The following is a 24,216-nucleotide window of genomic DNA, read 5'->3' on the forward strand; positions in this document are numbered from 1 at the left end:
TTATTCAGGCCCTTTAATAAAGTTTGTGTGGGCTTAACTATACATTACTCCAAAAAAACCCTGAAAGACTTAATAAAGGCTTCAGAGTTTGAAAAATAAAAAAAGAATTTAAAGTTTGCTGATCTCTCAGCACTGGTTATTTGGATTTATTGGTTAACCTTTTTACTGATTTATTTCGTTCCTGAGGTCTCCCATGAGAGCGACCCTTTCGGCATATGCATTGTGTCTGTGTATGCTTTCCTCATTGGTCTGTTTGATAGTGATTACTGCATTATCGGGAAGATTTGGAAATTCTTTTACAACATTGTCTGCCATTGCCCTTACACAGTCTTCCACAAACTTGGGGTTCATGTGCGCAGTTTCCACAACAACTTTCTCGTCTGAGCGTTTCAAGATCTCATAAACGCTTGAACTCATGGAGCGTTCAATTATCTTGATTATGTTTTCCAGGGAAACATCAAAATCGTGAGCTACTTTGATTGAGACAATACCTATTCCGCGCTGATTGTGGGTGGCCATAGGAACCTTCTCAAGGAATTTTATGATAGTATCCCTATCAACTCCAAGGTTAGCAAGCTCATTTGCAGCTTTATCTCTCATTATCTCCTGTGCGCAGGGACAGGCAGTCATTCCCACGACTTCAGCTCCTATGAGTTTTTTCACATCAAAGTAGCTTTTATTTCCGTCGCCCCTTACAGCCGAAGCTTCAGCAAAGATATTCACGACTTCCTGACACTTGATCCCTGTTGAAGGGGAGGTGCGCCTTATCATATATTCGCTTTTCATCCTGACTTCAGCCTGATTTGCATATTCGTGACGGCCAAGCAGGTTATGTGCAATATCGCTACATAGTTGTTCTATTTCATACACCGGTGTGCTGAGAACCTTCTCCAGAACTTCATCTACAGCTTCGAAGTTCCTTGAAAGGTTCGCTCCCTTACGATCCGAGGGCAGGTCAACAAAGACATCAAAAGTTGAAATCAGTACTATCGGACGCTTGTCCTTTCGTTTGATTTCAACCAGCTTTTTCATGTTTGTTACCCCAACACGGGTGAGGTTGATGGCTATGCTTGGTTTGCTGGCCTGGACATCAGGGAGGTTGAAATTACAGTGTTCCATGTTTAACCAGATCCGTGAAAAGATGAGTATGTGCTTGATTTATAGAATCAATCCTTAGCAAATACATAATTTCATTATATGCATTTGGAAAAATATAGTGATCATAAGAAGTTATAGCATGTAAAGTTTGTGCTTTCCAGGCCCTGTTCCAAAAGTACAATAAAATATATTTTGCAAAAATATTTAAAAACCCTTTCCTGAATCCTATTTCAACTCGTATTTTTCACAATTTATAAATATTTGCACATTTCCCCTTTTGACCACAATTTATAAATATTTAGTTTATATGCCCTTTACAAATTAAGGGCAGTTTTGCATAAATCAATAACTATAGGCAACATCCTGAAGAAAGATTTTATATACTTTAAAAATTAATCAGTGTCTAGCAATACAATTTGCGAGGTGACCTTTATGTCCAACACAAGAAATTTTGTTTTACGAGACGAAGAAGGCAATGAGCATGGAGTTTTCACTGGTAAACAGCCTCGGCAGGCTGCTTTGAAAGCTGCAAACCGGGGCGCCGGTACCAAATCCAAACCAGATGTCATCCGCCTCAGAGAACGCGGGACAAAGAAGGTGCACGTTTTCAAGGCATGGAAAGATCTTGTCGCAGCCCCCAAAAATAGACCTGAATGGATGCCTGAGAAAATTAGCAAGCCCTTTGTCAAGAAAGAAAAGATCGAAAAAATAGAGTAAACCAGTATCCTTCACATACCCTGGAGATCGGGGTTCTTTCTTTTTCTTTTTGATATCCATAGCAGAATTAGCCTGGAAGGATCTTTAATGCTATCTGAGCTGGCTTATTTTTATACCTTTTAGACATATCCAAATTTTTAATAACATGTGAATAAACCCTTTTTTACAGAATTCCTCTGCTTTTACCTGTGATGTCTAACGATAAGTTTAAAAAGAGATTTTCTGATTTCTAGATCATGGAACTCAAAAGAGAGAATGTGCTTATTGAAGCCCTGCCTTATATGCAGGAGTTCTATGATTCAATCATGGTTATCAAAGTGGGTGGAAACGCAATGGTTAGCGCCCAGATCATGGAGGACATCATAAAAGATGTTGTCCTCCTGCGTTATGTGGGAATCAAACCCGTTATCGTACATGGTGGCGGACCTGAAATCACTGAAAAAATGGGACGCATGGGCAAGAAGGCTGAGTTTTTCCAGGGACTGCGCATTACAGATGACGAAACTATGGAAATTGCAAGGATGGTTCTTGTCGGGAATATCAATACTAAAATTGTATCCCTTATCGGGATGTTCGGCGGCAAAGGTGTCGGATTTACAGGCTACGACGGAAGAATGATCCTTGGCCATAAACAGGCTTTACAACGCGTACTTATTGACGGCGTGGAAACTGAAGTGGATATAGGCTGGGTAGGGGAAAGTGAGGTCATAAACCCGGAAATTCTCCATATTATGCTTGAAAAAGGCTATATCCCTGTTATCTCTCCGATTGCTGTGGATACAAAAGGCAATGCCCTGAATATCAATGCTGATACGGTTGCAGGAGACATCTCAGCGTCTTTGAATGCTAAAAAATTGATACTTATGACCGATGTTTCCGGGCTCCTGAGAGACATTAAAAATCCGAGCAGCCGCATCTCTCGCATTAAGCTGGATGAAATTGATTCTCTTATTGAGGAAGGAGTTATCAGTGGAGGCATGATCCCCAAAATAAAAGGTGCTGCTGTAGCGGTTAAAAGTGGGGTAGAAAAGGCACATATCATAAATGGGAGCGTTTCCCACTCCATGCTTCTTGAGCTTTTCACAGACGGTGGAGTCGGGACAATGATCTGGGACTACTCGCCGGAGTAACTACGGGTCACCAGTGGCCTTTAACTTAGAGAGTGTGGGGGCACAGCGGGAAGTTACCTTCTTTGAAGGACAGCAGCCCGATAGGTGCGGATAGTTCACTTTCTGGAAAAAGAAAGACTCAGGGTTTTCCTGCTGAGGGTTTCTGAAATGGGGGGCAAGAAGGTTTCAGGGTGAATACACTTGCCACCCGAGTTGCGATTCGGGATCACAGAAAATCAGAGATTTTCTGGGAGTTGCACTGCAAGTGCAACAGCCCGCGGTCCTTTTCGCTGCGCTCAAGAGGACTACTTTATAGGTTTAGCAGTGAACTTCGCTCTCCCAAGCAGACTAATTTTTATATTTTTCTTTTCTCCTATTAATCTAAAATAGGAGTCCCGTAAGTGAAGTCTTCGATTTCCAGGACTTTTTTCCAGAGTTCTTTGCATTTACAGTCCGTTGTAGTGAGGTCGGCAGGGTTCTGGGTGAGTGAGAAAGTCCGGAGGGAATCTGCAACTTCCGGACTGCATATTTTACAGTTGCGGGGGCCGCGTTTTGAGCCTGCTCCGACGGGGTCGGACATGAGTGGGAGGTCCGGATGGGCGGCTTTTGCTTTTTTCAGGATTTCTATTATGCTCCAGAGCCAGGGCGGGCGGTACTGACCTTTTTCCCAGAGGGCTTCTACAAGGGTGCCTTTCTGGACGTTGCAGAGGTTGATGGATATGGTGTCAGAATAAGGAGCTGCATCATCTATGGAGTGTATGATGTCTTCCATTGCCTGCTTTTCGGAAAGGAAGAGAGGCTTGAGCATAAGGTAAGTTTTTATGGTTACTCCATACTTTTTTGCAATTTCTGCTGCATGAACAAATTCCTGGAATGTGAAACCCTTGTTAATGGAATCTCTTCTGATCTTATCCGAACTTGTTTCCAGCCCGAACGCAAGTTCGAAGGGTTTGTCTTTCAGGATGCTGAGGCAGGCCTGTACATTCTCTTCGGTTACATAGTTTGGGCGGGTTTCAACAAGCACTTTGATGACCCTGGGGTCATCTGCAAGGGCCTTAAGGATCGCATCTCTGGCTTCAGGAAAGACTTCCTGTTCGTCAAGGAAACTGCCTGAGGTGAAGATCTTGACCATGAACTCAGGGAACTTTTCAGCTTTCCTCATTGCTTTTGTAAGCTGGGCGCTATAGTCTTCGAGGGACGGGGGCTCACTTGCACATTCATAGACGTAGCCGCACATCGTACAGCCGCCGGCTTTTCCCCAGCGGCAGCCTGCACTTTTGAAGATTACAGTGAGGACCTTTGTTTCAACCCCATTTACAAGGTCTGCTCCGGTCCAGCTTGCCGCAGGTTCATTCGTAGGTGATGGCTTTACTTTTATCCGCTGCCGGATATCCATTACTGCTTTATTAAGGGACATAGGCTTAGAACTCGCTATTATGAATTATATTCATTTTATGATTTACTGCACGATTTGTAAAAAAGGTTGATGAAGCCATTTTGGGCTTCACTTTTAGCTTCTATTTTCCGGTTTTACTCAAACTCGATTGTTGCAGGTGGTTTTGGCGTGATGTCGTATACCACTCTGGCAACCTGTGGAATTTCGGAAGTGATTCTCGATTCGAGGGTCTTGAGGGCTTCCCAGGGGAGTTCGAGTGCTTCTGCAGTCATTCCATCCCTTGATCCTACAGCTCTTACAGCTATGATCCAGCCGTAAGCCCTTACATCTCCTTTTACTCCTGTGCCTTTGCCGATTACCGCAGCAAAAGTCTGCCAGGGACAGAACCTCTCAAGAAGTTCCTCTTCTACTATGAAGTTTGCTTCCCGCACGACTTCAAGTTTTTCCTCGGTAACCTCTCCGAGAATGCGCACAGCAAGCCCGGGACCCGGGAAAGGCATCCTCTCGCAGATCTCCTCAGGCAACTGGAGTGCCCAGGCGACTTCCCTTACCTCATCCTTGTAAAGGTCCTCTATAGGCTCAACAATTTTCTTAAAGTCCATTACGCTCGGCAGCCCTCCAACATTGTGGTGGGACTTGATCCCGCCTTCGGACTCGATTCTGTCAGGATAGATCGTGCCCTGGATCAAGTAATCGGCTTCAAGCTTCTTTGCCTCGTCTTCAAAAACGCGGATAAAGGTCTCACCTATGGCTTTCCGTTTCTCTTCAGGGTCAGTAATATCCTTCAGGGCTGCAAGGAACCTGTCCTTTGCATAGACAATATCCAGGTTCATGTGAGAGAAGATGTGCTTTATCCTCTCGGTTTCTCCTTTCCTCATGAGCCCGGTGTCGATATAGATCGGCTGCAGCCTGTCCCCGATCGCCCTATAAGCCAGCTCCGCACAAACAGAACTGTCCACGCCGCCCGATAGAGCAATAATTGCTCTCCCGTCTTTTATTTCCTGGCTGATCTTCTCAACTGCCTTTGGAATGAATTTCTCGGGTTTTACCATTGAAATGCTCCTTAAATGATGCTAAACTAATCTTCCTTTGAAGAAATGATAGTGATTGGTGAATGTATGAGAATTATTAAGATTTGATTATATTTTATTGTGATATATGAGTCTGTGCATGGGGTTTTTGATATTTAAAGGTATAGTCGGAGAATTCATTGATTTTCTTCTTTAATCTATATAATTTTGAAAGTTTTTCCCGTTCTCTTGAAGGTCAGATATATTACCTGTTTTTACTATTTCCCGTATCGCCCAAAGTTTCCCAGGACCCTCTGGAAAATATCTTTATTCGATCTTACTGTCCAGTAACTTACTGGCTGGTAAGATCTCTCTGGATAGCGTAAACTTTTATTTATTCAAGAGGTGTATGCTAAATGCGGGGAGTGGCAGAGAATAAAAAATCCGAGAGAAAAGATTGGGCAAAGTATCAATGGAAGAAACTTATGTGAGAGTTTTTTAAGCCCTGAAATTATCTTTAAACTCCATCCAAAAAACCGGAAATTTCCGCAGGTGTCTGGTAACTATTAAATTTTGATATTGAATAGAGAATTTCTACTTGACCGTAACCTTCTTACAAATTCTGAAAGTGAGGCAACAGAGGGGTTAAATAACTGTTTATGTACTACAGGGAACTTTCTCACAAAATCTTATGAGAGGGCACTAATTACCTGATCTTTGAAAAAAACTCCAATATGGAAAAAAAATCCTGATCTGTGAAAAACCTTCTATTTGAGAAAAACAGGGATAATCAGGGATTGAAAGATCCTTTCAACCCTGGTAAATCTGATGAAAAACAGAATTAGCCGAAAGCTTCTGAAGCTTTCAGCAGCTTCAAAATACTTCAGCAGCTTCAGGATATTATCTTATCCAGCTGGTTTGTCCGGACTGCCTCTTTGATTTCCTGAGCCATTCTCCGTCCGGTCGAAAGATTTTCCTGGATAAGGTCTGCGTAGGGGGAACCTGAAATGTAAAGGTTTGTCCCTGCAACAATCCTGGCTGAAATCTCAAATACCTTAATTTCAAGTTCGTCCGTAAACACGGTTTCAAGGCAGAAAGCCCCTATCATCCCGCCAAAAAGGCCCAGGGATTCTTCAACCACTCTTTCTCCAAGAGAGAATATCAGAGGCAAGAGGGACTCCCTTGCGACGAGGGGCATGTTTCCTGTAACCACATATGTAGGGCGAATACCTGCTTCGATAAGTTCTTTGGGAGAGCCAAGCCTGAAGATCTCATCTGCATTGGATTCTACCCTGCGGTCCATGCTAAGAAGCTCAAGGCTTCCTTCGCTTAAGGTGTATCCTTCATTTCGGATCGGGGAATAGAAGTAATGCAGGTAATAGCGAGTTCCTGTAATGAACTCCTGGATAGTGTACTTCTGCGTGTGGTCAACGAGTTCCTCGAATTCCTCGTAGGTTTTTGCAACGAAGAAGCCTTTTCCTCCTCTTGCTCCGTTGTACTTGACCATCACAGGCCCGTTGATATCATGAGGGTCATCTATTTTTCCGGGCATGTGGATACCTGCTCCAAGCAGCCATTCCCGTTCTTTATCCCGGTCGGACTCCCACTCCAGTACATCTCTGTTCCCAAAGGTAGGCACAGCCATTTCTGCAAAATTCTCCGTACCCAGGTAAGCAACAAATGAACCGTGAGGGATTATGATAGTGTTTCTTTTTCTGAGCTCCTCAGCCTTATTCATAATATCTGCATAACTTTCGACAATAAGATACTCGTCGGGTTTTGCTTTGGGAAATGCCTCGTAGAATTTGGGTGGTTTGCCAACGCAGATCCCCAAAGTTCTGAAACCTTCTTTTCGAGCTCCATCAAAAATTTGAAGGCTTGAGTGAGAACATACTGTTGCAATAGTAATGTCTTTTAAATCGTAATTTTTCAGAAATTCAAGAACCTGCTGTTTTGTTATCATGATTGCTACCAGCGGAAAATTTAGACTAGAATATACAATGTTATATTTAAGGTTAAGGGCAGGATTCTATATATAAATATAGTAGTGGATCTATAATAACCCGTGGAAAATAAAACTTTATATTCAGATCGGTGCAAAGTACAGTAGAGAGTATAATTAAAAAATACTGATAAGTATACTTAATAAATACTGATAATAAGTTTTTAACTCAGGAAATACGCATGAACGGGCTTGAAGATAGAGACGGTTTATCTGAAACCGGCGAGTTTCCCCAGGAGCCTGGACTCGGGGAGTCGGATAACAGGGTGCTTGTTCTCCCTGTAAATGGTGACTCAAGAAAACTCACCCAGGTCCTCTCCAACGAAACATCATTGAAAATCCTTGAAATTCTCGGGAAGAAAAGCATGTCTGCAACCAATATTGCAGAAGAGCTGAATCTTCCCCTTACCACGGTCAAATATAACCTTGATTCTCTGGTAGAATCCGACTTGATTAAGGTCAAACAGATAAAATGGAGCCAGAAAGGGCGGCAGGTAAAAATCTATGAATCAGTGGAAAAACTGATTGTTCTTGTTCCTTCAAGACACTCAATGGATAAACTCTCCATTATAAGTTTGCTACAGAAATATATGGGAGTAATAGGAGCAGCCTTCTTTGCAGCTGCAGGAATAGAGTACCTCTCAGTCTATCTAAGGGCAAAAAGTATCGTTGATGCCACTGCTCCTTTGCGGATGGGAATCACGGGACCGGCAAATGAGGCTTATCCAGAAGCAATGGTTATGGAGGACGTTGAAAACGAAAGCTTGAGCCCAAAAGCAGAGGGTTCTGAGTCTACTTTTGACCGGGCCATGCCGGAAGAAGAGGTAATGAACGCAAGCTCTGAGACTTTTGCTGGCCAGCAGGCAATGGATGGCTCAGGGGCAGAAAATTTGTCTTCGGGGGTGGAAGTTATCCCGGAAGAGGCGGTTGCTGAAATCCCTTCCCTGGAGACTCCGGACTCAACCCCGGAACTACCTTCTGTCCCTCCTGAAGGGCTCACACACCTCGGAGGAATCCATGGGCTTTATGATACCCTTTCTCTTCACCCTGGGGTCTGGTTCCTTTTCGGGTGCATCTTTGTAATATTTTTGGTTATTTTAAGAGAAGTCTATTATAAGAAAAAAACCAAGTAATCAGGGATCTTATGAGAGTCGCTTTAAAGCTTGCGTACATAGGCACCGAGTTTCATGGGTCCCAGATTCAGCCGAATGTCGAGACCGTGGAGAAAGAAATCTTCAAGGCTCTTCGGAACCTCAGGATTATAGAAAGCCCCAAATCTGCTAACTATAACTGTGCGGGCAGGACTGATGCAGGGGTTCATGCCCTCGGACAGGTCATCGCTTTTGATACGGACAAACCGAACCTGGCAATTCCCAGAGTCATCAACTCCGAACTTCCTCCAACCATATGGGCATGGGCTCATGCAGAAGTCCCCTTCGACTTTGATGCCAGGAGGAGTGCGGTTTCCAGGCACTACCGCTACGTGATGAGCGGCGAAGAGTTCGATATTTCAAAGATAAGGGAAGCTTCCAAACTGCTACTTGGAACCCATGATTTTGAAAATTTTTCCCGATCAAACGGAGAAAAAAGTACTGTTCGTACTCTGGAGAGAATCAATGCCCGTGTAGATGGGGAACTTACAACGATTGAAGTCGTTGGCAACAGTTTTCTCTGGAACATGGTCCGAAAAATAGTGACCGCCCTCTCAATGATCGGAAAAGGGGTGCGTGATAATGACTGGTTGCTCCAGATGCTAAATCCCGAGATTTATGAAGAAGGAATTGAACCGGCTCCTCCCTATGGATTAACCCTTATGGGAGTTAACTATGGAAGAAATATCGATTGGATTGAAGACGATTACTCAATCAGGCGGGCAGGTGAGCAGAACCGCAAACGCATTCTCAGGCACAGGATAATGGCTGAGGTGCTGGAAGAACTGATTTCCCATGAGTGAGAAATGTCTTTAAAGATGAAAAGTCATCTTTCTATCTTTACTTTCCTTTTTAAGCAACTTTTTCGAGAAGCCGGATGCCTGTCATTTCAATGATGGGTAGGTTACTCCATATCCTTCTGGAAAATAGTTATTATCCGTGTGAGACTCCTGTGCACTCTCTGTACATAAATCTCAAGAACCTTAAGTCCTGCCTTCTCTCCGTACTCAAACGCTGCCTTGTCCGAGACAACAACCGCGATACCTCCTGGTTTTAAAACACGTTGAATCTCCCCAAGGGCGCCGGAATATAGCTCTTCTAAAGACTCGGCAAGGATTGCTGCCGACCTTCCGTAGGGAGGATCGGTGACAACGGTATCGATTGTAGAGTCCTTTAGCGGAATCCTGCAGGCATCTCCCTCCATCAGGAGGTAGTCCAGTTCATAGGCTTCAAGATTCATGTGAGCCCCGAGGACGAGTTTTTCCTGGGCATCTATTCCTATGACCCTTGCCCCCACAAACCCGGCTTCTACAAGTATGCCTGCAGTGCCGCAGAAAGGATCAAGGAGAAGCTCTCCTGGCTTTATCCCGGAAAGGTTTGTAAGGGCGCGGGCAACTCTTGGCATAAGTACGCCAGGATGGAAAAAAGGCTTGTTCTGGGGAGTCCTGGCTTCATATGCGCTCCTGTCAACCGATGATAGAAGAGTCCCAAGTACAGCTTTTTCACTCAGGATGAGCCGGAATTCCACATCAGGGCTCTTCAGGTTTGCCCTGAAACCTTTCCTGTAGATGCATCCTCCAATTTTCTGCTCAAGGGACTCGCACGGAAAGTCAACGTGGTGTTTGATCCTCTTTGCCCTGACAACAAAGCTCTCTCCTTCCCTGATATATCCTCCAAGTTCAAAGGCTTCCGCAAGCTTCATGACCGCATCAGGGTTGTTTTCGGTAATCCCTACAACTTTCAGTATATGGTGGGTCATTGCCAGCCTTTCAGTTACATGACCTGCGAGGGCTCTTTCAACATCCTCTTCTCTGCCTGCGATATCCACTACAAGGCACTGGTCGACTCTTGCATGGGGCCGGAAATCAAGCCTCTCAATTTTGAGGCAGGCAAGGACTTCGGCAGCTGGCAATTCTTCGTGCTCTCCAGAGAGTTCAAAAGCGTATAACATTGATGATCAGAAATAAGTTGATAATATAGTTCAAAATGATCTTCAGGCAGTTCAAAATGGCTTGAAGCGATTCAAAATAATTTCTTGTGGGTTAGGGGACAAAATCTAAAATATCATATATTTAAAAGTGTTTTAAGCCTGTGTTTTAATTTAATTCTGTTTTTTTCGTGTTTTAAACATATTGGCTACTTGAGGGTACTGTGCAGAAGGTTGAGGTCAAAAACAGGTTGCATGTAAGAAAAAAGTTGCCTGAATGGGAGGCAGCCTGTAAGAGACCAATTTATGATATGTCCGCGTGTAAGATCAAATTTGAGAGGGCTGTCTGTGAAGCAGGTTCTATCCTTCAAAACATTTTTTCCAGGGCTTCCCTGCCAGTCATTCCTATCTCAATTCCAAGCTCTCCGGCAAACTTTGTTACCTCGATAACAGTGGCTTTGAGCATATCTTCGAAACTCTGCACACCTTTTACTTTTGCTGCCGTATCCCCCAGTGTCTCAGCGGCACTGACATTAAGATAGCCGCACATCAGAAAACCCTTCTCTGCCCTTATAACCAGCAGAGGATACTTCTGCATCTCAAATCGGAGGCCAAGTGCGCATCCGTTTTCAAGTGGAATCTGTTTAATGAGCATGTTTTTCTGGATAAGCGTCAAGCCAGATTAACTTTTGGGCTCTTTTCAGGCTCTGTTTAGTCTCTTTTCAGGCTCTGTTCAGTCTCTTTCAGGCCCCGTTCAGGCTCCGGTTAATTTTGTTGAGGATATTTTTGAAAACCCCGGATGGTTGACTGACTTCAGCCTTTTCTCCAGCAGTCGGGGCCTCGTTTTCTCCTGCTCCGCTTTCTTTCACACTTTTATTTTCCGCAATCTTATCCTTATATAATTCCATAGCCAGCAGTTCGGCTTTAAGGCTTTCATTTTTCGAAAGCCATAGTGTAATGTTTTTTTCAGAGCCGAAGTTCCCTCTCAATAATGTACGGTTATTTTCAAGCACAAGGCTTTTGTTGTCAAGACCTTCCGTTAATTCTACGTCAAGGCCCTGTGGGAGAGTAATTGTAACACTTGAGTTCGGAGTGCCCATCAGCCATATGTCTGTTCCGGCGCTTATTTCTTCTTTGAAACTGTAGGTTACGCTGGCGCGGTTTGTAATTGACGAGCTTTTTTCAGTTCTTCCGAGGGTGTTTTTCGAAATCCAGAACTCAACGTCCTTTAATTCAACAGGGTCTGAAGTCGCGTTGAGCTTTACATCAGGTTTCTCTTCTATGGATTTCTCCATTTTGTCCCCTAAAAGAACTTCCATTTTCAGGATTTCCCAGGCATTAACAAAACCGTCATTATTGCCTGTATCTCTATCGATAAGATTCCTGAAAAAAATAGCTTCGGTATCTGTAATTTTCTCGTCGTAATTCCATGTCATCCCATCTCTTTCTACTGTAATATTGTTGCCAGGGATAAAGGCAGCAGAGCAGGGATCTGCAAGAAGGGCAGGAATGAGGAAAGTTGCCAGTAAAATACTGGCTAAGAGGAGGGGATACAGTTTCAAGGTTTTCAACTCTTTTTTATTCGTCTTTCATCCGATTCGTTTTTCTGTTTTTTGGTCCGGGCTTTATTTTGTTGTGACTTCACATCCGTCCCGGGTTATTATTAGCGTATGTTCTGCCTGGGACACAAGCCCTCCGGCACTTTCAATAAGTACGGGATAAGAGTGGATAATTCTGGCTTTTTCAAGCTGGATTAATGAAAATTCAAGTTTGTCTGAATTGAGCCAGCGCTTTGCAAAGGGAAGTCCCCTATACTCTTCTGCCTGTTTCAGGATGTTTCTGATTGCTGGCAGACGTACAGGTTTTTTCTGTATAACGCTGTATATCTCTGCCCAGCTGCCGTCGTGTACAAAGCCCGTTCCATTAGTTGCAAAGGGTTCGATTGCAAGCACATCTCCTTCCTTCAGGACAACTCCACCCTCTACATGTTTGTTGGGTACTGCGGGGTTGTCGTGGGCTTCATACTGAGAAAGTCCGTGGCCTGTGAGGTTCATAATAGGATTTAAGCCGTAGCTGCGGATCGTTTCCTCTATTGCAGCTCCGACCTCTCCTGTGCAGACTCCCGGCTTCATGAGGTCAATGGCTGCTGCAAGGGCTTCTTCAGAGGCTTTTACGAGGTCGGAATTGCCTGAAAGGTCCACAGTTACTGCTGAGTCTGCTATGTATCCGTCTACATGGACTCCGAGGTCCAGCTTCACTATATCTTTTCCAAAGACATCCTTATCCCCTGCTTTGGGGGTCGCGTGGGCAGCTTCCTGGTTTCTTGAGATATTGCAGGGGAAGGCAGGCCTGCCTCCAAGTTCTATGGTTTTCTTTTCCACAAATTCAGCAACTTCAAGCAGACTGTTTCCGACTCTCACCATATCTGCAGCTTCAGTTCTGACAATCTTCAGAATCCTGCCTGCTTCTCTGTACTTTTCAAGGATATCTTCTCTGTTGTATACATTATCTGTCATGTTTACCTCAAACTGGATGATTTCTCATAAACGTTTCCAGGCTATATAATGGCTATATAATGGCTATATAATGGTTTATATAATGGCTATATAATGGTTTATATAATGGCTATATAATGGTTATATAATGGTTATATAATGGCTATTTAATGGCTATGTAATGGCTATGTAATGGCTATGTGATGGCTATGTAATGGCTATATAATGGCTATACAATGGCTTTATCCTGCCTGAAGCCTTATTATAGCAGTATTCTGCCATAGGATTGGTTATGAAATCCGATCTGTGCAAACCTGATTTATAAACCCTTATTATGGTAGATTCCTGCCGTATTTATGCTTGTTTCCCGTCACTTCGGGCTATATAAGGCAAATTAAGGCAAATTCTGATTACAAGCCGGTTGTTTAATTTATATGACGGATTTTAATACAAATTTCTTTTCTAATCCTGTAAGGTTTTCACACCCTGTTTCAGTAACCAGAACCATATCCTCAAGCCGGATCCCCCCAATTTCCGGATAATATAGCCCGGGCTCGATTGTTATCACATTACCTGCCTCCAGAAGCACACTGTTTTCTCCTACGCCGGGAAGTTCATGGATGTCAAGCCCGACCCCATGGCCTGTAGAGTGTGTGAATCCGGCTTTTGCTCCACTTCTGTAAGTATGATAACCTCGTGCCTCAAAGAGGTCACAGACTGCACTGTGTATTTCAGAGGTCGAAACTCCGGGTTTTACCATTCCCAGAGCTTTTTGTTGGGCTTCAAATACAATTTCATACATTGCCTTTAGTTTTTCTGAAGCCTCCCCTCTGAGCACGGTCCGCGTCATGTCCGCAAAATAGCGCTTCTTTTTGCTCCTTGGGAAAATGTCCAGGATGATCGGAGCATTTGCCTTGAGAGGCCCCTCCGTAGTTCCATGAGGGTTTGAAGTATCTTCCCCGCAGGAGACAATTGTCTCTTCGGCTTCGCACCCAAAATCCAGCAGAGTATGGTCAATGACTGAATTCACTTTAGCTCCGGTAAGGACATGCCCTTCAAAATAGAGGGTGCCGTCCCTTTCTTCTGCTCCTTCTATCAGGGAAATTGCCGCTTCCATAGCCTTTTCCCCAGCCATCTGGGCATACTTTATAGATTCGATTTCTTCCGGTCTCTTCACGCTCCTCATTTTCCTGAAAGGGCTTTTTATAGGGACTACGGTAAAACCTGCTTCTGTAAGATAGTTTGAATAAAAGACCGGAAAATCGTAGGAAACTGCAACTTTTTTTACTTTTTCTTCAAGGAGCAGTTCGGATACGCAGGCTGCATAGGCAATAGAGACATCCTTTTTCTCCTTAATTTTTTCGCGGTAGCCAAAGTCCTGAGTGGTTTTTATAGTCGAAACCCTTGACTCTATTTCAGCCCTTCCGCGCTCCATTTCCGAAATGAACATAACTTCTTTCCCGGTTCCGGTTTGCAGATAAATGAAATCGTCCGATGCCAGGAAGTGGGTTGCATAGTAAATATCGGCATTATGAATGCCCCCGGTCATCAGGTAAGCATCTGTTCCTGCTTCCTCAAGGGCTTTTTTTATGCTGAAGTCTGGCTCTGTCATGTAGGATTAATCTGGTGTCCGTGAATAAAGGTGTTATCGTCAGCTTGCAGGCGGGCTTGTATATGTATCCTGAGCATGGGACACAAATTTAACAGGGGTATTTCTCATTTAAGTGTCGCATGATTCACTTTTTTACCTGGTTTACTTTTTTATTTTCTCTTTTTTATCTTCCCTTTTTATTTTCATTTTTCATCTTTCCCTTTCTTCATTCTTCTTTTCAATCTCATTCACCTCGTTTCCAAGAACTAAAAGCTCCTCGACCATTGTGAAATAGCGGTCAAGGGAAGCTGTCATCTCATCCGAAAACCTGAGAATACATATGTATTTTCGTCTTCCCCGCTCTTTCACCCATACACTGTCTTCAGGATCTTCATCTTTCAGGTTAGCGAAAACTTCTGCCGCGCAGCCCAGAATCATTCGAATGCTTGATGTAAGCCCCCTCTTCATTCTATCTTTTTTAAACTCAAGGTAGTCGCGGGAGGTGTCTGCCTGAAGAAGTTGATTCCTGTGAACCCAATACTCATCACGGTTGAGATTTTCTTCGACAATAAGTGGAATTTGGGAATGAATTTCCTTCAGGCGTGACAGTTTATTCAACTTATCTTTGCCACTTTCCACATTTTCAGAATAACCTTCATTTTTCAGAGGGGGCACGTTTACTTCTATTTCCCTTTGAATCCATTCCAGGGAGAAAATTTTGGTGGCTTCGATAAAAATGAGAGTCTCTTCTTCCATTTTTTCTCTTGTACTCTTCATCTTCTTGCAGAGATCGCTAAATCTGCTGGCTCTTTCTTCGGAACAATCCGGAGTATGGGATTCAATCCCCATTTTTGTACCTTCCGACTTCAGCTTTTACTTCAGCTTTATTCCTGTATTTGTCTCTCTTTACATGTTTTTTACGGAAAAAGTTCCCAGAGCTTCGAGAGATGGTTCTGACCTGTATGTGAAAGTTAAAAGGTTCCGAAAAATCAGGAGGGTAGAGCAGAAGTAAAGTACTCAGAGCAAGGTACTCAGGGTCAGGAATCTCAGGAGCGGGGGTTGATTAAAATAAAGACCGAACCGTACTTAAAAAAATCATAAATTATATCAAAACAGATCCATTACATAAGTGTATAATCAATTATGTAAAGTAATCTTATTGAAAATAAAGAAGCGCCCGGACCGGGATTCGAACCCGAGTCGGAGCCTCGACAGGGCTCCATGATAGGCCTCTACACTATCCGGACACTTTTGTCTTTTTAGTTGCTGTTTTGCCCGCGCTGCGAGCAAATCTTAAATGCATCTTTAATATATAAATGTTCCCGTTGACTTGAGTCTATTCTGGATTAAGTTCCAGGTCCCGCCTCCCAGACTCGAACCGGGGACATCGCGGTGCCTGCGCAGAAATGTACGGGATATTTCCCGCACGAGCCGAACTACAGCCGCGCACTCTACCACTGAGTTAAGGCGGGACGATGATACTGATCCAGTGTTGCATAGTGCTACACTGCCTCAGTGCACCATCTCCATATATGGTGATGGTATTTATGGTTTTCGCTAGGGTGAGTGATTATAGCTTACATTTATAACATTTTCCATATTTATCAAAAATACTTTTGTATATTACAGAGGACATATAGCATAATTACAGTAAGAAAATGAACTGATCTCATAATACCGAAGGGATATGGAATATGGTCGCTCAAATCTTTACGAATGCCAATAGTTTCGATACGGTCAGCATCAACCTTGGAGACACCTTTGTGATAAAACTCAGGGACCAACCCGGAGAGCACATGTACAGTAAGGATAAACCTGTTGCTGAAACTGTATGGAAGATGGAGGTCGAGGAGGGCCTTAAACTTCTCCGGGAACAGTTTACTCCTGATGTCCCGGATACAAAGACTGTTCCAGGGGTTCATGAATGGGAATACGAGGCTGTAAAACCAGGCACCTGGGAAATTGAAGGTATTTATACTATTTTCCGTTTTGGAGGCGAGGAAAAGTTCAAACTAACTGTTAAGGTTATCTAAAAACCTCCTTGAATTAAAATATTTTTATTTTTTGGAGGTTCCCTGAGAATATTAAAAACCTGTCTTACATAGCTGAAAGTATAATCTTTTTAAGACAGTTGAACACGACAGTTGAAAATGTAATCTTACCCACTGAGAAGCCTTAAAATACTTGATTTCGGCAAGAATACCTGAAAGGTTAAAAAACTCCTGAAAAATCCTATCTGTATGGCAGGTCCTGTTTAAAAATCTCATTTTAAGATCATGGACTGTTAATGGATTGACTGTTAATGGATTGACTGTTAAGACAGGTACAGTAAAAAAGATGTGAAAAGAACCCGAAGGTTCCCCTCGATATTTTCTTGCCTCAGATATTTTTGGTTTTATTAGAAGGTGTTCAGTTCTCCCCTGATAACCATTTCTGTAATTTTCGTCACATTGGAAAGCCAGTCGTCAATTACAACTTCAGCTTCCGATTTGACCTTTGCAAAGGAGGTGCCTTCTTTTGGAATGATCTGCGCGCTTGCCACAAGTGGCTGGTCAATGGGCTTTCCGATCTGGGAAAGTAGTCTGATATTGACGTCCTGTACTTCCGGAACCTGCTGTACGATATCCCGAGCCATCTGTGTCGAGAGGAGGTTGTAGATTTTTCCGATATGGTTAATCGGGTTCTTTCCACTGGTTGCCTCCATACTCATTGGCCTGTTAGGTGTGATCAACCCGTTGCAGCGGTTTCCACGCCCCACTGATCCGTCATCTCCCATTTCAGCTGAGGTGCCGGTGACTGTAAGGAAGATACAGCTTGTTTTCAGGTTATCACCTGTGTTTATCTGGACTTTCACATCCCGCTCAGTATAGTGAGTTGCAAGCTCTTCCACATAGGTCTTCATTTCTTCAGTCATGCTTATGTAGCTGTCCAGATCGTCAATATACCTTCCAATCATGCCGCTGCATATAGTAAGGGTTATATCTTCCCCATCCCTGAGCCCCATAACTTTCATGTCTTCTCCTATTGCAGGCATGCGGGACTTCAGATCGGTAAGGAGCTGACGCTCTGTATTGTAAACGATATTTTCAAGTTCAGAAAATGGGGCATGCCCAACTCCGAAAGAGGTATCATTTGCAACCGGCACCCTGTCTCTCTTGAAGACGTCTCTGAGGTCTGAAGATCCTGTTCCGAGTTTGCAGTCCATGATCACGTCTCTCTCTAGATCCATGTTCACCAGGGTGTTTCTCAGGTACTTACGGGCAGCCTGGAGGGCTACGGACTCGGTGGCAAGCTCGGTACCTTCGAACTCTTTAGTGGCTCTGCCTACAAGGAGCATATATATGGGCTGCAGTACCTCTCCTCCTCCGAATCTCGGGCTGGATCTGCCGGCTACAATCTGGGTTTCATCAGTGTTGTGATGGAGTACAGCTCCACATTTGGTTATATATTCCCTGCATAGCGCTCGGCTTACGGCTTCGGCAAGTCCGTCCGAGATGCTGTCGGGGTGCCCTATTCCTTTGCGTTCTACAAGCTCTATCCGCTGTTTTTCGATAGGGGTTTGCAAGAGCTCTTCCACTTTTATATTTCGGGCCATTTGGATCCTCTTTTTTCAAAATTATTGGTAACTTTTATTGCTAGATGTTAATATTACCGCTTTATTAATCTTTAGTCTGTTGGCTTAATCACATGTGACAGGCAGGAAGCCCTGTTGCTTTAGCGCAGGGAGGAATGCCGTCAACTTTCTGGCATTCCGTTCCACGTTTGGATTTCTCCACTCTGCTTTGGAAACGAATTTCCGTAGCAGGTAACACGGTTTTGGAAAACCGTCTCCCCTCGCCAATGTTGGATATGCTTGTTAGGTGTAGCACACCGCCCCTACCTCTCAGGACTTTTAATGCTACACGATAGAGCTACAAACTGAGGAAGCATTCGTAGGTATCATGACATTTCCAACGTAGTCAATTAAGACTCAGGCTGGTCAACCAGGGCTTTTGCAAGCCCCACTGCTTGAGCGTGGGGTAGTTGACTTATGATTTTACAACATTGATATTATTATTTATATGACTCGATAGTCCGTTTCTATTAAATTACTACGGCTATATAATGTTTCCCATCTATTCATTACCGTGGGTAATACTTCTCTTTCAAATGGCTTTCTTTCGGCTTTAGTACCAAAAAATTAGTCTATCCCCTTTGTGTGAAAATTTCTCACAATGTAACCCGAATTATCCTTATCAACAGGGGTTCTGAAAAAAAGGTTTGCACTGAAACTTACCGTGAAGTCTATATTATACAAGAGTATTCTGGATAAATGTTTTATATGGAATGAGCATACCCGGAGGTAAGCTTCCCGGCAGATCACTTAGATCACTTATTAGATCACTTATTAGATCACTTATTAGATCACTTATTAGATCACTTATTAGATCACTTAGATCACTTATTAGAGGACAGAGCAGATGATTCGCATAGCAATACCCAATAAAGGGCGCCTTCACGAACCCACAATGTCTCTTTTTAAAGATGCAGGGCTTCCCATCAGTGGAGGAGCCGAAAGCCGAATACTCTTTGCAAAAACTACAGACCCTGAGATTCATATTCTCTTTGCCAGGGCTGCTGATATACCTGAGTATGTACAGGACGGAGCTGCAGATGTAGGTATTACAGGAATGGACCTGATTACAGAAAGAGGGGCAAATGTTGAGGCTCTCCTGGACCTTAAATTCGGGAGAGCGAGCCTTGTTTTGGCAGTTCCTGAAGACTCTGTTTTCCAGAATGCACAGGATCTTGAAGGCAAAAAAGTGGCAACTGAGTTTCCGGAGATCACGCACCAGTACTTCAAAAACCTTGGAGTTAACGTTGAAGTTATAAAGGTCAGCGGGGCCTGCGAAATGACTCCTCATGTGGGAATTGCAGACGCCATTGTAGACATTTCAAGTTCCGGGACAACTCTCCTGATAAACCACCTGAAAGCTATCGACACCGTCTTTTCTTCCACGGTCCATCTGATCGCTAACAAAAAAAGCCTCAGGGAAAAGGACAAAATCCTGGATATAAAAACTGCACTCGAGAGTGTGCTCAATGCAAAGAATAAGCGCTATTTGATGATGAACGTTCCCGAAGCCGCTCTTCAAACAGTAAAAGAGGTTCTTCCAGGAATGTCAGGCCCAACAGTTATGAAGGTTGAGTCCAGCAAATCGTCTTCAGAATCATTCCTTGCTGTTCACTCCGTTGTGGATGCAGACCTGATCTTTACCCTGGTAAACAAGCTCAGGAAGGTCGGTGCAAGGGATATACTTGTCGTTCCCATCGAAAGGATCATGCCCTGAATGGATCTTCTCTGAAAGGATCTTCTCTGAAAGGATCTTCCCTGAATGGTAAAATACCTGGAAATAGTGCAGGCGTAAAACAGATCAGAAACAGAAGATAGTTTTTTTGCAGATATGCCGGAGATGTGGTTTTCTATGGCTTTTGAAGTGATTCCAGCAGTGGATATGAGAGGAGGAAAGTGCGTTCAGCTGGTGCAGGGTGTTCCTGGAAGTGAGATCGTGTCCCTTGATGATCCTCTCGCAGTTGCCCTTGACTGGATTGGAAAAGGGGCTAAGACTCTTCATCTGGTAGACCTTGATGGAGCAATTGAAGGGGAACGAAAAAATGCTCCAATTATTGAAAAAATAGTCAAGGTATGTAAGGAGAAAGGTGTGAGTATCCAGGTTGGGGGAGGCATCAGGAGCTTTGAAGATGCAGTTTCCCTTCTTGAGCTTGGGGTTTCAAAGGTAATTCTCGGAACCGCTGCTCTCCAGAATCCTGAACTTGTAAAACAGCTTTCCAGTGCCTTTGGAAACTCATGTGTAAACGTTGCGCTGGATGCAAAGAATGGGAAAATCTCCATCAAAGGCTGGACTGAGGAGTGCGCGCAAACTCCTGTCGAAATGGGCAAGAAGTTTGAAGAACTTGGGGCGGGGAGCCTTCTTTTTACAAATATTGATTCTGAAGGCCTGATGCAGGGTGTAAACCCTGCTCCGACAAGGGAACTTGTGGAATCGGTTAGCATTCCTGTAATTGCATCAGGAGGGGTAAGCTCCCTCAAAGACCTTCAGGTCCTGAAGAAAACCGGAGCTGCAGGAGTTGTAGTAGGCAGTGCCCTTTACATGGGCAGGTTCACTCTTGAGGATGCGATTAAGGCTGCCCTCGATGACTGATCTGGCTGCTTGTTTTTGTCTTCAAAGAGGCGCTATTTATCAGCTCCTTTCTTTCATTTTTCCGGAGCAAACCGAATATAAGGGCCACAAGCAAGGAAGAGATAAGCAGTTAAATACAAAGTATTTAATTATTTTAAAAGAGAATGTGATGCTGTATGAGAACAAGCAAAATCTCCCGTAAGACAAAGGAAACCGATATCCAGCTTGAGCTTAACCTTGATGGTAATGGCATTGCAGATGTCAGTACAGGGATAGGATTTTTTGATCATATGCTTACTTCTTTTGCCAGGCATGCCGAGTTTGACCTTAAAGTGCGTGCCGAAGGCGACCTTTATGTGGATGAGCATCACCTCATTGAAGATACGGGAATAGTCCTCGGAAAGGCTCTTGCCGAAGCTCTCGGGGATATGGCAGGAATCGCCCGCTTCGGGGAAGCCAGAATCCCCATGGATGAAGCTCTTGCCGAAGTTGCCCTGGATGTCGGCGGGCGCAGCTATCTAGTCCTGAAAGCCGATTTTGTTGCCCCACTGGTAGGGCAGTTCAGTACCCAGCTGGTGAAACACTTCTTCGAGACCCTTGCCTCAAATGCGAAAATTACCATACATGCCAGTGTCTACGGAGATAACGATCACCATAAAATCGAGGCTCTCTTCAAGGCTTTTGCTTATGCAATGAAAAGGGCTGTAAAGGTCGAAGGTAATGAGGTAAAAAGTACGAAGGGGACGCTATAACAACCAATCAGCACTTAGATTCACCTTTCACCTCTTTATTTTGTAGCTTTGACTCTCCACTCATTCGCAAATACCAGCATTGATTCTGGCCTTAGCTGCCCCTCCCGAATTGCGCCTCGCCCGAATTGCGCTTTGGGATCTCAGGAAATCGGAGATTTTCTGGGAGTTGCACTGTAAGTGCAACAGTACGCGGTCCTTTTCGCTGCGCTCAAGAGGACTAACTTATGGACAAGTTTAGCAGCAATTCTTAACGTTTTACTCTTTTACTTGTTTACTCTTCTAACTATTTTAACTCTTTATTTTGTTATTTTTGATTCGCCATTCATTTGCAAATACCAGCATTGATTCTGGCCTTAGCTGTCCCACGAGGCAAATGTTCGCTTGTTTTGCAGCTTCAACTCCGGAGTCAAAGGGCATGGCTTTGGTGGAGACAAGGGGGATTCCTGCACGAGCTGCTTTTGTAATCATGTAGGCAGGCTGCCTGCCTGTGGAAAGCATATAGTGTTGAGAAATGTCGAGCCCCTGGAGAAAAGCAGTCCCTACTACCTTATCCACGGCATTGTGCCTGCCGATATCGACAATATGTGCTGCGAGTTTTCCTTTTCTGTTTATAAGGGCGGCAAGATGTGTACCCCTTGTGAGCTTGTAGGTCTCGGATTCGAGATGATCTGTGCCTGTAAAAATGGCTTCTGGATCAAAAACAGCATCCGAATCTACGAAAATCTGTGCCCTGGTGGCCTCATCCCGTGGGGTTCGGCTTTCCTTTCGAGTCAGGATATGGACATCATAACCTTCCACCTCAACCCCTGCAATCTCTCCGTAATTGATAACCCCTTCCGTAATCAAATGCCCTACTGCGAGCTCTTTCAGTTCAAAAGGAGATGCAAAAAGGGTCGTAAAAGCTTTCCCATCAAGAAAAAGTTTAACAGGGATTTCCCTTGCAAGCAGTACTTTAGTGTCTTCGGCCCTGCCGTTGGAATGGATTCTTCTGGCAGGGTAAGGTGTGGTGTATCTCTCAGGCATTTTCTTTCTGCTATTCCTATACGTTTTCCAGACTTATTATTTCATTGATCGTGTTTCCTTTTTGATTGTACATTACAAGGCAACTGCAATTTCTTTCTTCTTCTTCCTTAGCTGTTAACTATTTCATAGTCTGCACTGCAGTCAAAATACGTGTTCTCTGCATCGAATGTAATTCTTAGGAAGTTATTATTGGTAGTGGATGGTCCTATATTGTATAGATTGATTGCAGAGTCATTTTCCGGCCACCAATTGATCAGGGCATTTTCGTCAACCTGTAGTTGAGTGCCGGATAAGTATGATGGAAGTTTATAAGTTAAAGTCGATTCATAGTCTGAATAACCTTTCACCCATATTCCAGTGACTTTCCCTTGATCCACGAATTTTCCATCAATATACATTTTAACATTAAAATTGAAGTTTGTGATCTGGTTGGCGCTCATATCTGCAATTCCAGACGTCTGGTCTCCGTCTATTACAAGCTTTACAATGTCATTCTTTTTAATTTTCTTTTGAGTTCCATCAATTTCGACCCAGTAATGGTTATTTTGTCCATTGTTTTTAAATTGAATGTAAGTTCCCGAGGAAATAACTCCCCCGATTCCAGGTTTATTTAATATGATCCTATTTCCATGAGTCGGTTCTTCTTCGGATTCCTCATCATCTTCTTCAGACTCAGAATCGTCTTCCTAAATGCTGTTCAGACTGCCTCCAGCTCCCAGTTCTGCCTGGATAACAGATTTGCTTATGTAGAGCCTCTCGAGGTTTTTACCGTCGGTGGGATGGAAAGAAAAGTATACGCTATCTGAGCCTATTTTACCAAGGTCATAGTCCGTGTCATACTCAAGCTCTGCATTTTCTGCTGTTTCCTTGAGGTAAGAAACCCAGGCATCCGGATATTTCGTTATAATTGTGCAGGTGAAATTATCAATCTCTCCTGTCTCGGCGCTGTCATAGATAGGTCCGGCAGAAATTCCGGTCAGCCTCAAAGAAGCATCGGTATTCGAGGAAACTGAATCATTTTTGCCTCTCATTTCGATTGCTTGGATCGATACAGTATAATTTCCTTCTTCAGTTTTCTGTATACTGAATGATGGAATCTGCCTCATCAATGATCTCTCGTTCTGGGAAAGGATTAGGGCTCCGTTTTCATACCTGAAAACCTGATCCAGATATTGCCGGTTGTTTGAATAATAGGTAATGCCTCCACAGTCCACGATTTGAGGAGATTCTTCAATCGAAGGCCTTTTGGGAGTTATGACCATTCTGTAACGTTCTGTGTTCACTGATAGTGTCCCGCTTGATTTCGACGGTTCCAGAACAGGGATTTCTCCTCCTCCCATGGTAAATGGAACAGTTACTGAATAACCGTAGGCTGAAGAATTTTGGTCTGAGGCCGTGAAGAGGGAGACCATGTCTGCCGTTGATTTTAGTTCGGCCATATCGTTCTGGACTTCACTCATATGCGATTGTTCGGCATCAGTTTTCCATTGCGGAACATATTCAGTCCTTACCACTGTAAGCACAGTAAATATGATGCTCATCAGCAGTATTGCCGCAATTACTGTGGCTCCTGCGGATTCTGAGTTGAAGAGGCTCTTCCTGGCCTTTTCCCTGCTTTTGTTCTTTCTGGTCTTCATAGCGGGACATCACGTATTTTTTTAATTAAATATTTTTTTTACTCAGATCACTTTTTTAATTCCCGTTTTTTAAATCTTAGCCAATAAAATTCATTATGTTATTTGTGAGGTAATGGAGGTGCAAAA

22 protein-coding genes and 2 tRNA genes are annotated in these 24,216 nt (G+C 43.7%); 8 read left to right on the forward strand and 16 right to left on the reverse strand.

The genetic code is table 11. The features are described 5' to 3' along the window. Positions 1-162 precede the first annotated feature (162 nt). On the reverse strand, positions 163-1,119 hold the full coding sequence (gene mptA, locus PHF18_RS03095; RefSeq protein WP_300098159.1) for a GTP cyclohydrolase MptA: 957 nt from the start codon (positions 1,117-1,119) through the stop codon (positions 163-165). Between the two features lie 411 nt (positions 1,120-1,530). On the opposite strand from mptA, the gene PHF18_RS03100 reads away from it, so the two are divergent. Together PHF18_RS03100 and argB are read left to right on the forward strand one after the other, a co-directional pair. Beyond that, positions 1,531-1,815 (forward strand): non-histone chromosomal MC1 family protein, encoded by a 285-nt coding sequence (locus tag PHF18_RS03100; RefSeq protein ID WP_300098162.1) that lies wholly within the window; start codon positions 1,531-1,533, stop codon positions 1,813-1,815. Between the two features lie 236 nt (positions 1,816-2,051). Further along, entirely contained in the window at positions 2,052-2,945 is an 894-nt protein-coding gene (gene argB, locus PHF18_RS03105; RefSeq protein WP_300098165.1) for an acetylglutamate kinase, read from the forward strand. Between the two features lie 355 nt (positions 2,946-3,300). On the opposite strand, the gene PHF18_RS03110 is transcribed toward argB, so the two are convergent. The 3 genes from PHF18_RS03110 to PHF18_RS03120 all read right to left on the reverse strand — a co-directional run bounded on the left by PHF18_RS03110 (position 3,301) and on the right by PHF18_RS03120 (position 7,293). Then, a complete protein-coding gene (locus tag PHF18_RS03110; protein ID WP_300098168.1) occupies positions 3,301-4,341 on the reverse strand; it encodes an archaeosine biosynthesis radical SAM protein RaSEA in 1,041 nt (346 codons plus the stop codon). Positions 4,342-4,454: 113 nt separating this feature from the next. Beyond that, a complete protein-coding gene (gene guaA / locus PHF18_RS03115; RefSeq protein ID WP_300098170.1) occupies positions 4,455-5,372 on the reverse strand; it encodes a glutamine-hydrolyzing GMP synthase in 918 nt (305 codons plus the stop codon). Between the two features lie 850 nt (positions 5,373-6,222). After that, a complete protein-coding gene (locus PHF18_RS03120; protein WP_300098173.1) occupies positions 6,223-7,293 on the reverse strand; it encodes a formate--phosphoribosylaminoimidazolecarboxamide ligase in 1,071 nt (356 codons plus the stop codon). Between the two features lie 221 nt (positions 7,294-7,514). On the opposite strand from PHF18_RS03120, the gene PHF18_RS03125 reads away from it, so the two are divergent. After that, on the forward strand, positions 7,515-8,465 hold the full coding sequence (locus PHF18_RS03125; protein ID WP_300098176.1) for a transcriptional regulator: 951 nt from the start codon (positions 7,515-7,517) through the stop codon (positions 8,463-8,465). Between the two features lie 11 nt (positions 8,466-8,476). Then, positions 8,477-9,286 (forward strand): tRNA pseudouridine(38-40) synthase TruA, encoded by an 810-nt coding sequence (gene truA, locus PHF18_RS03130; protein ID WP_300098179.1) that lies wholly within the window; start codon positions 8,477-8,479, stop codon positions 9,284-9,286. A 101-nt stretch (positions 9,287-9,387) separates the two neighbouring features. Here truA and PHF18_RS03135 read toward each other — a convergent pair whose 3' ends face one another. The 8 genes from PHF18_RS03135 to PHF18_RS03170 form a co-directional block, all read right to left on the reverse strand. Beyond that, positions 9,388-10,434 carry a TRM11 family methyltransferase gene (locus PHF18_RS03135; protein WP_300098181.1) on the reverse strand — a complete coding sequence of 349 codons (1,047 nt, stop codon included), beginning with the start codon at positions 10,432-10,434 and terminating at the stop codon, positions 9,388-9,390. Between the two features lie 343 nt (positions 10,435-10,777). After that, entirely contained in the window at positions 10,778-11,065 is a 288-nt protein-coding gene (locus tag PHF18_RS03140; protein WP_300098184.1) for a DUF1805 domain-containing protein, read from the reverse strand. Positions 11,066-11,153: 88 nt separating this feature from the next. Further along, positions 11,154-11,972 (reverse strand): hypothetical protein, encoded by an 819-nt coding sequence (locus PHF18_RS03145; protein ID WP_300098186.1) that lies wholly within the window; start codon positions 11,970-11,972, stop codon positions 11,154-11,156. Between the two features lie 63 nt (positions 11,973-12,035). Further along, positions 12,036-12,926, reverse strand: coding sequence for a type II methionyl aminopeptidase (gene map, locus PHF18_RS03150; RefSeq protein ID WP_300098189.1), 891 nt, complete (start codon positions 12,924-12,926; stop codon positions 12,036-12,038). A gap of 409 nt (positions 12,927-13,335) precedes the next feature. Continuing rightward, complete coding sequence (locus PHF18_RS03155; protein WP_300098191.1) at positions 13,336-14,517, reverse strand: Xaa-Pro peptidase family protein; 1,182 nt, start codon at positions 14,515-14,517, stop codon at positions 13,336-13,338. Positions 14,518-14,706: 189 nt separating this feature from the next. Further along, positions 14,707-15,345, reverse strand: coding sequence for a hypothetical protein (locus PHF18_RS03160; protein WP_300098193.1), 639 nt, complete (start codon positions 15,343-15,345; stop codon positions 14,707-14,709). Positions 15,346-15,670: 325 nt separating this feature from the next. Further along, positions 15,671-15,743, reverse strand: a tRNA-Asp gene (locus PHF18_RS03165). A gap of 111 nt (positions 15,744-15,854) precedes the next feature. After that, positions 15,855-15,968: transfer RNA gene (locus PHF18_RS03170), tRNA-Tyr, on the reverse strand. 222 nt (positions 15,969-16,190) lie between these two features. Between PHF18_RS03170 and PHF18_RS03175 the strand changes: the two genes are divergently transcribed. After that, positions 16,191-16,529: a protease inhibitor I42 family protein gene (locus PHF18_RS03175; protein ID WP_300098196.1), complete on the forward strand. Its 339-nt coding sequence runs from the start codon at positions 16,191-16,193 to the stop codon at positions 16,527-16,529. Positions 16,530-16,894: 365 nt separating this feature from the next. Here the strand turns inward: PHF18_RS03175 and PHF18_RS03180 are convergent, their stop codons facing one another. After that, positions 16,895-18,091, reverse strand: coding sequence for a methionine adenosyltransferase (locus tag PHF18_RS03180; RefSeq protein ID WP_300098199.1), 1,197 nt, complete (start codon positions 18,089-18,091; stop codon positions 16,895-16,897). A gap of 865 nt (positions 18,092-18,956) precedes the next feature. Here PHF18_RS03180 and hisG point away from each other — a divergent pair. The 3 genes from hisG (at position 18,957) to hisB (ending at position 21,430) form a co-directional block, all read left to right on the forward strand. Continuing rightward, a complete protein-coding gene (gene hisG / locus PHF18_RS03185) occupies positions 18,957-19,826 on the forward strand; it encodes an ATP phosphoribosyltransferase (RefSeq protein WP_300098201.1) in 870 nt (289 codons plus the stop codon). A gap of 135 nt (positions 19,827-19,961) precedes the next feature. After that, positions 19,962-20,699, forward strand: a complete 738-nt coding sequence (hisA, locus tag PHF18_RS03190; RefSeq protein ID WP_300098203.1) for a 1-(5-phosphoribosyl)-5-[(5-phosphoribosylamino)methylideneamino]imidazole-4-carboxamide isomerase — start codon at positions 19,962-19,964, stop codon at positions 20,697-20,699. A 155-nt stretch (positions 20,700-20,854) separates the two neighbouring features. Next, on the forward strand, positions 20,855-21,430 hold the full coding sequence (hisB, locus tag PHF18_RS03195; RefSeq protein ID WP_300098205.1) for an imidazoleglycerol-phosphate dehydratase HisB: 576 nt from the start codon (positions 20,855-20,857) through the stop codon (positions 21,428-21,430). 288 nt (positions 21,431-21,718) lie between these two features. On the opposite strand, the gene fdhD is transcribed toward hisB, so the two are convergent. The 3 genes from fdhD to PHF18_RS03210 form a co-directional block, all read right to left on the reverse strand. Continuing rightward, the gene (fdhD, locus tag PHF18_RS03200; RefSeq protein WP_300098208.1) at positions 21,719-22,453 is read right to left on the reverse strand and encodes a formate dehydrogenase accessory sulfurtransferase FdhD; all 735 of its coding nucleotides are present in this window, start codon (positions 22,451-22,453) and stop codon (positions 21,719-21,721) included. A 107-nt stretch (positions 22,454-22,560) separates the two neighbouring features. Continuing rightward, positions 22,561-22,893, reverse strand: a complete 333-nt coding sequence (locus tag PHF18_RS03205; protein WP_300098211.1) for a hypothetical protein — start codon at positions 22,891-22,893, stop codon at positions 22,561-22,563. A 246-nt stretch (positions 22,894-23,139) separates the two neighbouring features. Next, a complete protein-coding gene (locus PHF18_RS03210) occupies positions 23,140-24,090 on the reverse strand; it encodes a hypothetical protein (protein WP_300098217.1) in 951 nt (316 codons plus the stop codon). Positions 24,091-24,216 lie beyond the last annotated feature (126 nt).

The organism is Methanosarcina sp., assembly GCF_028693135.1.
Classification (GTDB): domain Archaea; phylum Halobacteriota; class Methanosarcinia; order Methanosarcinales; family Methanosarcinaceae; genus Methanosarcina.